The sequence below is a fragment of the Mesorhizobium sp. ES1-3 genome, assembly GCF_020164795.1.
Taxonomy (GTDB): domain Bacteria; phylum Pseudomonadota; class Alphaproteobacteria; order Rhizobiales; family Rhizobiaceae; genus Mesorhizobium.
The window spans coordinates 285143-297953 of record NZ_JAIUGW010000001.1; the positions used below are offsets into that span (position 1 = coordinate 285143).

Below are 12811 nucleotides of genomic sequence, written 5' to 3' on the forward strand. Positions count from 1 at the left end.
CGTGGCGCATCCCGATTCAAAGGCAAGAGTGCCTTACCGGCCAGCCGGGCCTGATCGCAGGCGGTCTTATGATCCGACAAATAGACGAGCGGTAGTCTTTTCCAGATCGCGGGAAGTCAACAAATCTTGACCGGCACCCGAAGTGACGCGGACGAGACACTGCCCGTTTCAGCGAACGGCGTCCCGATTTCGTGAAGGAACATGTACATCGAGGCGCGCGTTCTTTTCGATATGTCTCGAATGAAAAGGAGACATGCTCATGAGAAAGCCAAGCGTATTTCTCTGTTCCATCGTGTTGACGTTGGTGACGAGCGCTGTCTCGTTTGCCACAGTCGCCGATGCCGCCGTTGTCAGGCACTACTATGTCCGCGTCACCACCGTCCACAATGGCCATACGCACGCCGCTAACCGCGGACGCGGACACCATTACGGTTGGGCCGGTAGCGGTTGGACCGCCGACAATTCGACCGACAACAGCGACTGGATGGGCAGCTACTACAATGGCTACGGCAGTTACCGTGGGTATGCCGGCGACTTTTGCGGAACCATCGCATGGACGCTCGAGATATGCAGTCCCCACGGCCCCTGATTCCTGACCGCAGGTGAAGCCAACGAAGGTTGCATTTACGCCATTTCGGGGCGTCTTGACGCCTCGCGGATCGCCTTGTGAACGCCGCGCTGCAAATCCATGAAGGCGGGGGTCTCCATCACCTCTTCCCGGCGCGGACGCTCAATGTCGACATTGAAGGTCTGCATAATGCGTCCCGGGCCGATCCCCATGACGACGATGCGATCCGAGAGGTAGACCGCCTCCTCGACGTCATGCGTGACGAAGAGCACGGTGAGACGATGCTCTTCCCAGATCTGGGTCAGGAGCTCCTGCATCTGGTGCCGCGTCAAGGCATCCAGCGCGCCGAAGGGCTCATCCATCAGCAGCATCTTCGGCCGATAGGAGAGCGCGCGCGCGATGGCGACGCGCTGTTTCATGCCGCCCGACAGTTCGGACGGGAAGCGATCAGCACTCTGCGACAGCTTGACGAGGTCGAGATGCTCGAGCGCGATCTCGCGGCAGGCGGCGCGATCATAGCCGGCAGCCTTGAGGGCGAACTCGATGTTCTGCCGCGCCGTCAGCCAGGGAAGCAGCGTATAGGACTGGAAGACGACACCACGGTCGAGACCCGGTTGCAGGATCGGCGCGCCATCGATGCTGAGATCACCGGCGTCGAAATCCTGCAGCCCCGCCACGATCGACAACAGCGTGCTCTTGCCGCAGCCCGACGTGCCGACGAGGGAGACGAACTCGTTGTCGGCAAGGTCGAGATTGATGTCCCGCAGCACTTGCGTGCGCCGCTCGCCGGTGCCGAAGCTCTTGTCGAGACCCGCGATGCGCAATTTTGGAACAGTCATCGGCGGTTCCTCATTGCGGGTGGCCTTCCTGCCGGAACAGTACCTTCTCCAATGCCTTCATGACCTGGTCGGTAATGAGGCCAAGCACGCCCAGCAGCAGGATGTAGCCGATGATGGTGTTTGTCTGGAAATAGCGCTGCGACACGGTGATGCGATAGCCCAGACCGGAGGTCGCCGCGACGAGCTCGGCCAGCACCAGCCAGGTCCACGCCCAGCCGAGACTGATGCGCAGCGTGTCCCAGATGCCCGGCAAGGCGCTGGGCACGACGATGCGCGTCAGGATCTTGCGGTCCGGCAAGCCGAGCGTACGCCCAAGGCCGATAAAGTCGGTAGGCACCCGTTTCACATTGTCCATGACCATCAGCACCTGCTGGAAGAAGGTGCCGATGAAGATGATCAGGAATTTCTGGGTATCGCCGGTACCGGCCCACAGGATGGAGAGCGGCACGAAGGCGACAACCGGCATATAGCGGATGAAATCCACCAGCGGTTCGATGGCCGCCTCCCAGGAGCGGAAACTGCCGATCAGCACGCCGATCGGGATGGACAGTGCCGAGGCCAGGAGAAAGCCGATGGAAATGCGGTACATCGAGGCCCTGAGGTCCAGCCACAAGGTGCCGTCGGCCGCGAGCTTGGCGATCTGGGTCGCGACGCTGCCCGGCGACGGCAGGAAGATGGGCTTCACCCACCCCAGCCCGGTCGCCGCCCACCAGGCGAGCCCCAGGCCGACGAAGACGGCCACCGCTATCGCCAGGAAACGCGACCGGGCGATCGGCACGCCGATCCCGGAGGATCGGCGACGCCTCGCCGGTTTCGCGGCGGGCGCCGGCGCCGGGCGGGCCAAACCGGTTTTCGCGGGAGGCTCTCCGGACATCTGCGCTACCACCGCGATCCGGATCTCGTCATTGCGCCGCCTTGACGAAGGCCGGGTCGATCATCTGCTCCGGCGTCACATCGGCCTGAAGCAGCTTGGCATTCTTGGCCGCCGCTTCGACATCGGCGAATGTCTTGGTGGTGAAGTCGCCGGTGAGCGCCGTCTTGTTTTCGGCCAGGGAGTAGTAGCGCACGCCGTCGAAGGCGGTGTTGAGGTCCTTGACGTCGGAACCGACGGCCTTGGCGATGATGGCGCGGCCGCCCGAGGTGTCGGCTTTGTAATCCTTGAGCGCGGCGTCCCATGTCTTGATCATGGCCAGCACCTGGCCGGGCCGTGACTTGATCACCTCGTCGCGCACCACCAGCACGTCGCTGATCAGGCCGGGATCCTCGCCGGCGGTGAACAGCAGCTTGATGTCCTTGTTCTGCGCCATGGCGACAGTGAGGTACGGCTCGTAGGTGACCGCGACCGGCACCTGGCCCGCGATCAAGGCGCTGCCGGCGTCGGCGGCAGGCATTGGAACCGGCTGGATATCGGCGACTGACATGCCGTTCCTGGCGAGCGCGTATTTGAGCAGGATGTCGCTCGTCGTGCCTTCCTCGAAGGCGACCTGCTTGCCCTTGAGATCGGCGATGGAGGTGACGTCCTTGCCGGCGACGATGGCGTCGGCCGTCATGGAGACATCGAGCAGCAGCACGATCTTCACCGGCAGGCCGGCCGCAACCATGCCCATCGCTGTGTGAGTGGCGATGTTGGCGGCGTCGAGCTGGCCGCTTGCGAGCGCGGCGTTGATATCCTTGTCCTCGGCGAAATTGACGATCTGGACGTCCGACAGGCCGTTCGTCTTGAACAGGCCCTTGGCCTCGGCGACATGCCACTGGCCATATCCAAGCCAGGGCTCGATGCCGATCTTGAACGATCCGGCCTCGGGCGTCGTCGGAATGCTCGCATCGGCCGCGTGGGCCTCCGGGGCGGCGGTGACCCCGACGGCAATGGCCATCACCAATGCACGAAATTGTCCTGCTAGATTGAGCGTCATCTTTCGTTCCCCTTGATGATCAGACCGCTTTTTTACCCAGGCATCCGGTCTGGTGAGACTGCGGGGTTCTGCTCTTGCGGCACTGTGCCTCGGCGTCTTGCCCGCCACTTCATGGTTGAAGCGCTGACATATTTCAGCGTCAGCGGCAGCGGATGTCAAGGCGGAAATACATACATGCATATACAAGTTGGGGTGACTCAAATTTTGCATTGATCCGGCGAGTGCCCAGCCCGACTACTCATGCTTTCAGGATCCGATCAGATCGAGAAAAACCGGTCATCCGGTCGGTTTCGCCATCTGGCTCGACCATCCCTTGCGGTTGGAACTCGAGCGTCGCGGCATGCTGCCGGTGGATTGGCGAGCAATGCTGCGATCAGGACTTTTCCTGTCGCCGTGAAACCTCGGCTTGCATTGGCTCGTCGACTTCAGCTTGCCCTGGAAGGCGAGTAGCGGCTGCCCAGCGAGTAACGGCTGCCGGCATAGGTCAGCTTGCTGATCGTGGCCACGACTGCCCCCGTCCATGTCCGGCGATGCAGGAGAAGGCAGCAACTGCCGACATCGATGCCGAGATGCTGCGCCGTCTCCTTGTCGGCCGGGATGGCGGAGATGATATGCTCGACCTCGGTTACCGGGGTCTTCTGCATGAGGTAGTCGTAGGTCGCCGTCTTGGTGAAGTCCTGCTTGTCATAGTCGGGGATCAGGCCCGGATTGACGAAGCGCTCCTCCAGCTGCACCGGCAGGTCGTTCTCGAAATTGACGACGACGGAGTGAAAGATCGAAACCCGCTTCGCAAAGTCGAACGACAGCGCCAGTTCCTTGGTCGGCATGATGGTTTCGAGGACGAGGACTTCGGAGCGATGCCTGTTGCCGCGCTCGACGATCTCGGCGGCGATGTTGTTGATCTCGATCAGCGTCGACTGTGGCCGGGGTGGCGCGATGAACGTGCCGACACCTTGCAGCCGGATCAGGAATCCCGCAGCGGTCAGTTCCCGCAGAGCCCGGTGAACCGTCATCCGCGACACACCCAGCGAAACCACCAGCTCGTTCTCGGACGGCAGCTTGCGATCCTTGCCCCATTTGCCCGTCCCGATGTTGGTCAGGATGTAGTCCTTCACCTTCTCGTAAAGGGGGCTCGCCGTATCGGGCAAATCGATCATTTCAAAAATCCTTTCCGGCAGGTTGCCGCATGCGGATGATTGTTTTCAAGCCATCGCTCTGCCCGGCCAGCAGCCGCTCATAGGCGGCTGGAATGTCGTCCAGGCCGATCTCACGGTCGACCAGGGCCAGCAGCGGTTCACTCAGTTCACCCAGCATCCGCACGGCCTTGGGCAATTCGTCGGCGAAGGCATGACATCCCAGCAATGCGATCTCGCGTTCGACCAGAACATTGGGGTCGATGTCGAGCCGGCCATGGAAGATGCTGACCATCGCCACCGCGCCGCCGGGATCGAGAACGCCGAGCAACTGGTTGAATGCCGCGATGCTGCCGGTCGCCTCGACGGCCGCCAGCAGCGGGGCATTGGCGGTCGCGGCTGCAATGGCATCGCGGTCGAGATCGACGATGGTAGCGCCGGTCACCCGCTCCACCCGGGCGCAGCGGCCCCGGTTACGGTCGGCGACAAGCACGGTGCCGGCGAAGGTTCGGGAGAGCAGCAGCGCGGCGAGACCACCGATCGGGCCGCAACCGACGACAAGCACCGCGCCCGCCGTCTTCGGCAGACGCCGCACCGCGTGCAGCGCGACCGCGAGCGGCTCGGCCATGGCAGCGACCCGTTCGTCAAGACCGGCGTCGATCACATGCAGCAGACGTACGGGCAACACTGCCTGTTCGGCAAAGCCGCCGTCGCAGATTTCGCCGACGAAGCCCAGCGAGGTGCAGAGATGCCGCCTGCCGGCACGGCATTGCGCGCAATCCCCGCACCAGAAACGGGAATCGGAAACCACCCTGTCGCCGACGGCGACGGTATCGACGCCTTCGCCCAGCGCGATCACCGTGCCGGTCAGTTCATGGCCCGCCGTCGTGGGCGATCGGCTTATCCATTGGCCGGTGCGGAAATTATGCAGGTCCGACCCGCAGATGCCGGCGGCATCGACCCTGAGCTTCACCCAGCCGGCATCCGGAACGCCCGGCGCGGCGATGTCCTCGACGCGCAGATCGCCCGGTCCATAAAGTCGTGCCGCCTTCATCGCGATCGACTTTCTTCAGCCGGCGAGATAGCGGTCGCGGATCTCCGAAACCGCGTTTTCATGCGAGCTGAAGCCCTCGTAGCGGGCGAGCCGGCGGGCGTGCAGCGCCAGTTCCGGATAGGCGGCGGAGGTGACGTAGCCGACCGACGAGCGCTTGACGAAATCAGTCACCGAAAGTGGCCCATAGGTTCGCGCCCAGCGGCTGGTCGGCAGCACGGCATTCGGCCCGAGGACGAAGTTGGCAAGGGTCACCGGCGTATGCGGACCCATGAGGATTTCGGCCGCCTCGGTGATGTGCCCGAGATGCGCGAACGGCTCCTTCGACAGGATTTCCAGATGTTCGGGCGCGTAGTCGTTGATGAAGCGATAGCTTTCCTCCAGCGACGCGGTCAGCACGATGCCGCCGCGCTCTCCCGTCAGCACCGCGCGCGAGAATTCCACGCGCTGCTCGGTCATCCGCGACCAGTGGTCGGGAAGTGCAGCAAGTGCCGCCTCGGCAACCTTGCGGCTGTGCGTCACCAGATAGGCCGAGGAATCCGGCCCGTGCTCGGCCTCGATCAGCAGATCGAGCGCGGCAAGGCCTCCATCGACGCTGTCGTCGGCAAAGATGATGGCTTCGGACGGCCCGGCAGGCAGGCCCGTGTTGATGATCGAGGACAGCACGCTCTTGGCCGCCACCACCCAAGGGCTGCCCGGGCCAACGATCTTGAGCGCCGGCTTCACCGTCTCGGTGCCGTAGGCGACGGCGGCAACGGCTTGCGCGCCACCGCATTTGTAGACGGTGTTCACCCCGGCGAGACGAGCAGCGACAAGCGTGGCCGCATCCACGGAACCGTCCGCTGTCGGTGGCGTCACGATCGCGATCTGCGGCACGCCGGCAATAACAGCCGGAACCGACGTCATCATGGTCACCGACGGAAATGCGCCCTTGCCGCGCGGCACGTAGAGCGCGACCGATGCGATCGGCGTATATCGGTCGCCGGCATAGGCGCCCGGCCGAACTTCCTTGAGCCACATGGTTTCCGGCTTCTGCTCTTCATGAAAATGCCGGATGTTGTCGATACCGAACCCGATGCTCTCCACGACATCCTTCTCGACCTTGTCGAATGCCGCATCGAATTCCGCTTCCGACACTTTCAATTCACCTTCGGCCACATTGGCCTTGTCGAAGTCCTTGGCGAACCGAATCAGGGCGGCATCGCCCTCTTCCTTTACCGCCTGGATGATCGGGCGGACTTTTTCGACGAAGACCGACAAATCGCCCTCGGCGCGTTTCAGCAGACCGGCCCGCCGGGTGGCATCGAGGGATGACAGATCGTGGAAGCTGATGTCGGACATGGTATTCCCTTCTGTTGAAACGCAATGTGCCGGCCGGTCACATTGCGGAAGACTTTGTTCTCGAAGCTGGGCGAGCCGCCTCAGATCGATGCAAGGAAACCGCCATCCACCGGAATGGACTGGCCGGTTATGTAGGCTGCCGCGTCCGAGGCGAGGAACACAGCGACGCCATGCAGGTCGCGCAGATCGCCGAAACGATGCTGCGGGATCTTGGCGAGCATGGATTGCTGCCACGCCTCGTTGCCGTAGAACACCTCCGTCATCGCCGTCCTGAAATAGCCCGGGGCGATGGCGTTGACCCGGATGCCAAGCTCCGCCCATTCCGCTGCCAGCGCCCGGGTCATGCCGAGCAGGCCAGACTTCGACGAGCCGTACGGCACCGCCGTTGGAATGCCGACGTCTGAAGTCAACGAGCAGAGATTGATGATGGCGCCGGGCCGGCCGGCGTCCCGCATCTGCCGCGCCGCCGCCTGGGCGCAGAAGAACGCCCCCTTGAGGTTGGTGTCGACGATCCGGTCCCACAGCGCCTCGTCGACGTCGAGCGAGGGCCGGACCTCTTCCACCCCGGCATTGTTGACGAGAATGTCGAGGCCACCAAGCAGGCGGGCTGCCTCGGCGGCAGCCGCGCGGCACTGGCCGACATCGGTCACGTCAAGGGCAATGACATGCGCGACTCCGCCGGCCGCGCGGATGGCCGCCGCCGTCTCATCAAGCGAGTCCAGGCTACGCGCCGTGACCGCGACGTCGGCGCCGGCCGCGCTCAGCGCCTCGGCGATGCTGCGCCCAATGCCACGGCTGGCGCCGGTGACAAACGCCTTCCTGCCCGAGAGGTCGAAAAGAGAAGCGTTGCGCATATGATCCTCCTTGGCCGCTCCGGTTGCGTGGCACAGAGAATATCAGATCAACTTACATATACAAGCATATACAAATTTGCCTCTGGTGAGATAGGGGTGACGTTATCCGCCGCAAGCGCGATCGCATAGTTGGCTCTCCCGTACGAGATGCCACGGGCGGCGATTGTTCGAGGTTTGTCCAAGACAATAGTCGGCCGGCGATGGGGAAGACCAACATGTCCAAAGCTGTGATTTCCGAAAGCCATGCAGAATTTCCTGGCGTACCCGACAAAAAAGTCTGGGTCTGCCGCGCGTGCCGGATATCAGGCAATTGAAAGCCGGTTACCCGTCAAGCCCGCCGCCCTATCGCGAGCCCGTCATATGCTGGAAAGCAGCCCGCCCAGGAGCCTCTATCGCGAAACGGCCGGCGGTACCGGCACTTACCCCGCCCTTGCCGGCGCGCAGCGGGCGAGGGTCGCCATCGTTGGCGGCGGCTTCACGGGCCTATCCGCCGCCTTGCATCTGGCTGAAGCTGGCGACGACGTCTGCCTGCTCGAGGCCCATCAGCCTGGCTGGGCGGCGTCGGGCACGAATGGCGGCCATGGCTGGAACGGCCGGGTCACGATCACCAAGGACCATCTCCCGCATGTTCACGAGCCGGAAGACAGCATCCTGACTGCCTTGGCTACAACGGTCGTGGCGTCGCCACGCCTCGGCGATGGGCAATGCGCTAGCAAATCGCCTTCGCGGCGATGCGACCACTCCCTTCCCGATGCCGATATCAGGGCTCGAGCCAATCCGGTTCCATCGCTTCTGGCCGCTTGGCGTCAAGGCGGCGATCCTTTCGGGTCGGGTGAAGGACCGGTTCGGCCTTTGACGAGAAGAGCCCGCCGCTATGCTCCGGCTTCAGCGTCAGACAATCTTCGGGCGTGCCATCTCAGATGGTCGTCCATGAATGTCGAAATGAAAAAATACGAGTGATCGTAGCCATCCTGCATGCGCAGCGTCAGCGCAATGCCGGCCTTGGCGCATGCCGTTTCCAGCAGCCAGGGCCTCAACCCGTCATCGAGAAACCCATCCGATGTCCCTTGGTCGACGAAAAGCTCCGGGAAGCGGTGACCATCCTCGATGAGCAAGGTGGCATCGTAGCCCCGCCATGATTTCTCGTCCGCACCGAGATATTTTTCGAAGGCCGGCTTCGACCAGCCGGCGGTGCTGGGTTGCACGATCGGCGCGAAGGCCGAGCAGCTCTTGAAGCGTTCGGGATTCTTCAGCGCGATGGTCAATGCGCCATGTCCACCCATCGAGTGGCCGAAGATCGCCTGACGCGTCATGTCGGCCGGAAACTCCTGCGCGATCAGCGCCGGCAATTCCTCGGTAACATAGGAATACATGCGATAATTACTGGCATAGGGTTCCTGCGTGGCGTCGACATAGAAACTGGCGCCGCTGCCGAACTGCCAATTGTCCTTCTCGTCGGGAATATCGGTGCCTCGGGGGCTGGTGTCGGGACAGACGACGACCAGGCCGAGTTCGGCGGCCGTGCGCCTGTACTCCCCCTTGTCCATGACATTGGCGTGGGTGCAGGTAAGGCCGGAGAGATACCATACGACAGGGCAAGGTTTTTCGCGGGCCTGTGGCGGCACGAAGACGGCAAAAGTCATGTCGCAGCCGCAGACATCCGAAGCGTGGGAATAGACCCCCTGCACGCCGCCATGCGACCTGGCAGCGGAGATGATTTTCATCCGGTCCGACATGTGTTTCTTCTCCGCCAATGTTGATTCACCGCCGCTTGTCTACGGCATCGGCTGGGACCACGGCAACCTCGACGGATTGGGCTTTGGATGTCGGGCCAGGTTCGATCGGCGTCGGCCATCGCCATCGAAATCGGTAGCCCGCATATCCTGGCAGCCGATGCGACTATTGGCGAAAAGGGATGGCCATCACCCTTTGTTCGGAACCGGATCGCCCGGCGGCTGTTTCCGTTCAGGCAAGCACGGAGGAAGCCATGGCACGCGACAAGACCGAATATGAAACCGGCGCGAGGAAATATCCCGCGAGGACCGGCCCGGATCCGAGCGATGATTTCTCGCTCGATGCGGCCGGCAACAAGCCGCCGGCAGGCGGAATGGGCCTCACGCGACCGGCGGATCAGACAAGTGGAGAAACACATCAGTCCGAAGGACGGAACCCACCTGGCCAGGCGACGCCCGGCCCCGCAAAAGGGAAGGCATCCGGCGCGGGCTCCGAACATTCGAAGGGCGCGAAGTCCCCAAGATCGGGCGCCAGCCCGGCGCCTATGTCAAAGACTGACGCGCTTTAGCGTCGCGCAAACCTTTTGGTCTGCCGCGCGTTGAACTTTCTTCAACCGAGGAGACGACCATGGAGACGAAATCCCAGACCGCCGGTGAAGCCGCCAAGCAGCGCCATATCCAGCGTGGCATCGATGCCAAGGCCAAATCGAAGAGCAACGGCAAGGCGCAGCATGCCATGCAGGCAGGCGCGCGCGTCTATCCCGAGCCGCCCTTCCCCAAGCAACATCAGGCGAAACCCGGGCATGAGGCGGCGGTCGAACCTGCCCCGCTCTACGATGCACCCTACTATCTCGGATCAAGGAAACTCGAAGGGAAGGTGGCTCTCGTCACAGGCGGCGATTCCGGCATCGGTCGCGCGGTGGCGGTATTGTTCGCCCGCGAAGGCGCCGATATCGCGATCGTCTACCTGGCCGAGGACAGGGACGCCGAAGAGACAAGATCCGCCGTCGAAAAAGAAGGGCGACGCTGCATCCTGATCAAGGCCGACGTCAGCGAACGCCAGGATTGCCAAAAAGCCGTGGCGGCCGCGGTCGAAACCTTCGGCCGCATCGACGTGCTGGTCAACAACGCCGCATTCCAGATCCATTCAAGCGACTTCAGCGACCTGACCGAAGACCATTTCGACACCACGCTGAAGACCAATCTCTACGGCTATTTCCATATGGCACAGGAAGCGGTGCCACACATGAAGCCGGGCTCGGCGATCGTCAACACCGGCTCGGTTACCGGCATAGACGGCTCGAAGCAACTGGTCGACTATTCGATGACCAAGGGCGGCATCCACGCCTTCACGCGTGCGCTTTCGGGCAACCTCATCGCCAAGGGTATCAGGGTGAACGCGGTCGCGCCTGGCCCGGTGTGGACGCCGCTCAATCCATCGGACAAGGAAGCCGACGACGTCTCGAAATTCGGCGCGGATACGCCGATGAAACGGCCGGCACAACCGGAGGAACTGGCTCCGGCCTATGTGTTCCTCGCCTCCCCGCATTGCTCGAGTTACATCACCGGCGAGATTCTGCCGATCGTCGGCGGTTACTGAGGTCATCGCAATGTATTTCATTGCCTTGGCGACCGACTATGACGGGACGCTCGCGCATGACGGGACTGTCTCCAAAAAGACGCTTAGCGCGCTGGAGCGGTTCAAGAAAAGCGGCCGCAAACTGCTTCTGGTTACCGGACGCGAGTTGCCCGACCTCAAGCGCGTATTTCCCGACGTCCGCCTGTTCGACAAGGTCGTCGCCGAGAACGGCGCCCTGATCTACACCCCGGCGAGCGAGGAGGAGCGGGTGATCTCGCCGTCGCCGGAGCCCAAATTCGTCACCAGACTGAAAAAGCAGGGGGTGAAGCCGCTTTCGGTGGGACGGTCGATCGTCGCCACCTGGGAACCACATCAGGCGACCGTGCTCGAAGTCATCAAGAAGATGGGGCTCGAGCTCGAAATCATCTTCAACAAGGGCGCGGTGATGGTTCTGCCGAGTGGCGTCAACAAAGCCACTGGGCTGGCGGCCGCACTCGAGGACCTTCATCTGTCGCCGCACAATGTGGTGGGTATCGGCGACGCCGAGAATGATCATGCCTTTCTGCAGGCCTGCGGCTGCAGCGTTGCGGTCGACAATGCCATTCCCGCGGTCAAAGGCACCGCAAACCTTGTCACGCGCGGCGCACGCGGCAAAGGCGTCGAGGAGTTGATCGCCAAGCTGATCGAGCGTGACCATGGGATCGTGGCAAAGCGTCATGACGGCATTGTTCTGGGATCGGCCGGCGGCGACGACATCTATCTGTCGCCGATCGAAAGCGTGCTCATCGCCGGCACTTCGGGCATCGGCAAATCCACCCTGGCCACCGCGCTGACGGAACGCTTTGTCGAGAGCCGATTTCAGTTTTGCGTCTTCGACCCCGAGGGCGACTATGATGGCCTCGAGGATGCGGTTCGGCTGGGGGACGGATCGAGCGCGCCGACAAAGGCGCAAGTGCTGGATTTGATCGCCAAGGCCGACAGCAATGTCGTCGTCAACGGGCTGGCGCTGCGTGTCGATGAACGGCCTGACTTCTTTGCCGATCTGCTGCCTGGCCTTGGCAGCTTCCGCCGCCGCACCGCAAGACCGCATTGGCTGGTCATCGACGAAGCGCACCATCTTCTTCCGAAGCGGCGCGACGACACACGCTCCGTGCTCTCCCTGGAACTGCCGGGTACGATCCTGATCACCGTCCATCCCGAGGCGATTTCGACCGACGCCCTGCGCCTGGTTACGGCCGTCATCGCCCTTGGCCCGAAGGCGAAGGACGTGGTGAAGACCTTCTGCCATGAGACCGGCATCGAGCCGCCGAAGAACATTCCCACACCCAAGGGCGACCGGGTTCTGTTCTGGCGGCCGCAGCTGCGCAAGAAACTCACGACGGTCAAGGTGATCGAACCTCGTCAGTCTCTCAAGCGCCACAGCCGCAAATATGCCGAGGGCCAGCTCGATGAGACCGGCAGCTTCTATTTCCGCGGTCCCGAAGATGCGATGAACCTCAGGGCCCATAATCTGATGATCTTTGCTCAGATGGCCGAAGGCATAGACGACAAGACCTGGGAGTTCCATCTGCGCGCGGGCGACTATTCGAAATGGTTCCGCCAGCAGATCAGGGACAGGGACCTCGCCCGCGAAACCGCCGAGGCGGAAAAGGACAGGAAGCTTTCGGCGGAAGCGAGCCGCAAACGGGTGCTCGACGCCGTTCGGCGGCGCTACACCGCACCCGCGACGGCGCCTGAGGAATAGCAGCCGGTTCGCCGACCGCCATTGGAACCCGGGCGCCGACTTGACGTTCAACCTCC

12 protein-coding genes are annotated in these 12811 nt (G+C 62.8%); 4 read left to right on the top strand and 8 right to left on the bottom strand.

Going from position 1 to position 12811, the window contains the following annotated elements:
- Positions 1-259: 259 nt before the first annotated feature.
- Positions 260-589, top strand: a complete 330-nt coding sequence (locus LB536_RS01350; protein WP_224589832.1) for a hypothetical protein — start codon at positions 260-262, stop codon at positions 587-589.
- 35 nt (positions 590-624) lie between these two features.
- On the opposite strand, the gene LB536_RS01355 is transcribed toward LB536_RS01350, so the two are convergent.
- The 7 genes from LB536_RS01355 to LB536_RS01385 form a co-directional block, all read right to left on the bottom strand.
- A complete protein-coding gene (locus LB536_RS01355; protein ID WP_140715331.1) occupies positions 625-1407 on the bottom strand; it encodes an ABC transporter ATP-binding protein in 783 nt (260 codons plus the stop codon).
- A 10-nt stretch (positions 1408-1417) separates the two neighbouring features.
- A complete protein-coding gene (locus LB536_RS01360; RefSeq protein ID WP_263488785.1) occupies positions 1418-2281 on the bottom strand; it encodes an ABC transporter permease in 864 nt (287 codons plus the stop codon).
- Positions 2282-2309: 28 nt separating this feature from the next.
- The gene (locus tag LB536_RS01365) at positions 2310-3320 is read right to left on the bottom strand and encodes an ABC transporter substrate-binding protein (protein ID WP_224589833.1); all 1011 of its coding nucleotides are present in this window, start codon (positions 3318-3320) and stop codon (positions 2310-2312) included.
- Positions 3321-3745: 425 nt separating this feature from the next.
- Complete coding sequence (gene hutC / locus LB536_RS01370; protein WP_140757797.1) at positions 3746-4477, bottom strand: histidine utilization repressor; 732 nt, start codon at positions 4475-4477, stop codon at positions 3746-3748.
- 1 nt (position 4478) lies between these two features.
- Complete coding sequence (locus tag LB536_RS01375; RefSeq protein ID WP_224589834.1) at positions 4479-5507, bottom strand: zinc-dependent alcohol dehydrogenase; 1029 nt, start codon at positions 5505-5507, stop codon at positions 4479-4481.
- Positions 5508-5522: 15 nt separating this feature from the next.
- Entirely contained in the window at positions 5523-6845 is a 1323-nt protein-coding gene (gene hisD, locus LB536_RS01380) for a histidinol dehydrogenase (RefSeq protein ID WP_224589835.1), read from the bottom strand.
- A gap of 80 nt (positions 6846-6925) precedes the next feature.
- A complete protein-coding gene (locus LB536_RS01385; protein ID WP_224589836.1) occupies positions 6926-7699 on the bottom strand; it encodes an SDR family NAD(P)-dependent oxidoreductase in 774 nt (257 codons plus the stop codon).
- A gap of 360 nt (positions 7700-8059) precedes the next feature.
- On the opposite strand from LB536_RS01385, the gene LB536_RS31200 reads away from it, so the two are divergent.
- A complete protein-coding gene (locus LB536_RS31200) occupies positions 8060-8659 on the top strand; it encodes an FAD-binding oxidoreductase (RefSeq protein WP_318013392.1) in 600 nt (199 codons plus the stop codon).
- Here LB536_RS31200 and fghA read toward each other — a convergent pair.
- Positions 8572-9435 (bottom strand): S-formylglutathione hydrolase, encoded by an 864-nt coding sequence (gene fghA, locus LB536_RS01395; protein WP_224589837.1) that lies wholly within the window; start codon positions 9433-9435, stop codon positions 8572-8574. The genes LB536_RS31200 and fghA overlap by 88 nt on opposite strands.
- A gap of 625 nt (positions 9436-10060) precedes the next feature.
- Here fghA and LB536_RS01400 point away from each other — a divergent pair.
- Together LB536_RS01400 and LB536_RS01405 are read left to right on the top strand one after the other, a co-directional pair.
- A complete protein-coding gene (locus LB536_RS01400) occupies positions 10061-11032 on the top strand; it encodes an SDR family oxidoreductase (protein ID WP_224589838.1) in 972 nt (323 codons plus the stop codon).
- Between the two features lie 10 nt (positions 11033-11042).
- Positions 11043-12755 (top strand): HAD-IIB family hydrolase, encoded by a 1713-nt coding sequence (locus tag LB536_RS01405; RefSeq protein WP_224589839.1) that lies wholly within the window; start codon positions 11043-11045, stop codon positions 12753-12755.
- The last annotated feature ends 56 nt before the right edge of the window (positions 12756-12811 follow it).

Coding starts and splice junctions, on each gene's coding strand:
- LB536_RS01350 (WP_224589832.1), top strand. CDS start 260: ATGAGAAAGCCAAGCGTATTTCTCTGTTCCATCGTGTTGACGTTGGTG.
- LB536_RS01355 (WP_140715331.1), bottom strand. CDS start 1,407: ATGACTGTTCCAAAATTGCGCATCGCGGGTCTCGACAAGAGCTTCGGC.
- LB536_RS01360 (WP_263488785.1), bottom strand. CDS start 2,281: ATGTCCGGAGAGCCTCCCGCGAAAACCGGTTTGGCCCGCCCGGCGCCG.
- LB536_RS01365 (WP_224589833.1), bottom strand. CDS start 3,320: ATGACGCTCAATCTAGCAGGACAATTTCGTGCATTGGTGATGGCCATT.
- hutC (WP_140757797.1), bottom strand. CDS start 4,477: ATGATCGATTTGCCCGATACGGCGAGCCCCCTTTACGAGAAGGTGAAG.
- LB536_RS01375 (WP_224589834.1), bottom strand. CDS start 5,507: ATGAAGGCGGCACGACTTTATGGACCGGGCGATCTGCGCGTCGAGGAC.
- hisD (WP_224589835.1), bottom strand. CDS start 6,845: ATGTCCGACATCAGCTTCCACGATCTGTCATCCCTCGATGCCACCCGG.
- LB536_RS01385 (WP_224589836.1), bottom strand. CDS start 7,699: ATGCGCAACGCTTCTCTTTTCGACCTCTCGGGCAGGAAGGCGTTTGTC.
- LB536_RS31200 (WP_318013392.1), top strand. CDS start 8,060: ATGCTGGAAAGCAGCCCGCCCAGGAGCCTCTATCGCGAAACGGCCGGC.
- fghA (WP_224589837.1), bottom strand. CDS start 9,435: ATGTCGGACCGGATGAAAATCATCTCCGCTGCCAGGTCGCATGGCGGC.
- LB536_RS01400 (WP_224589838.1), top strand. CDS start 10,061: ATGGAGACGAAATCCCAGACCGCCGGTGAAGCCGCCAAGCAGCGCCAT.
- LB536_RS01405 (WP_224589839.1), top strand. CDS start 11,043: ATGTATTTCATTGCCTTGGCGACCGACTATGACGGGACGCTCGCGCAT.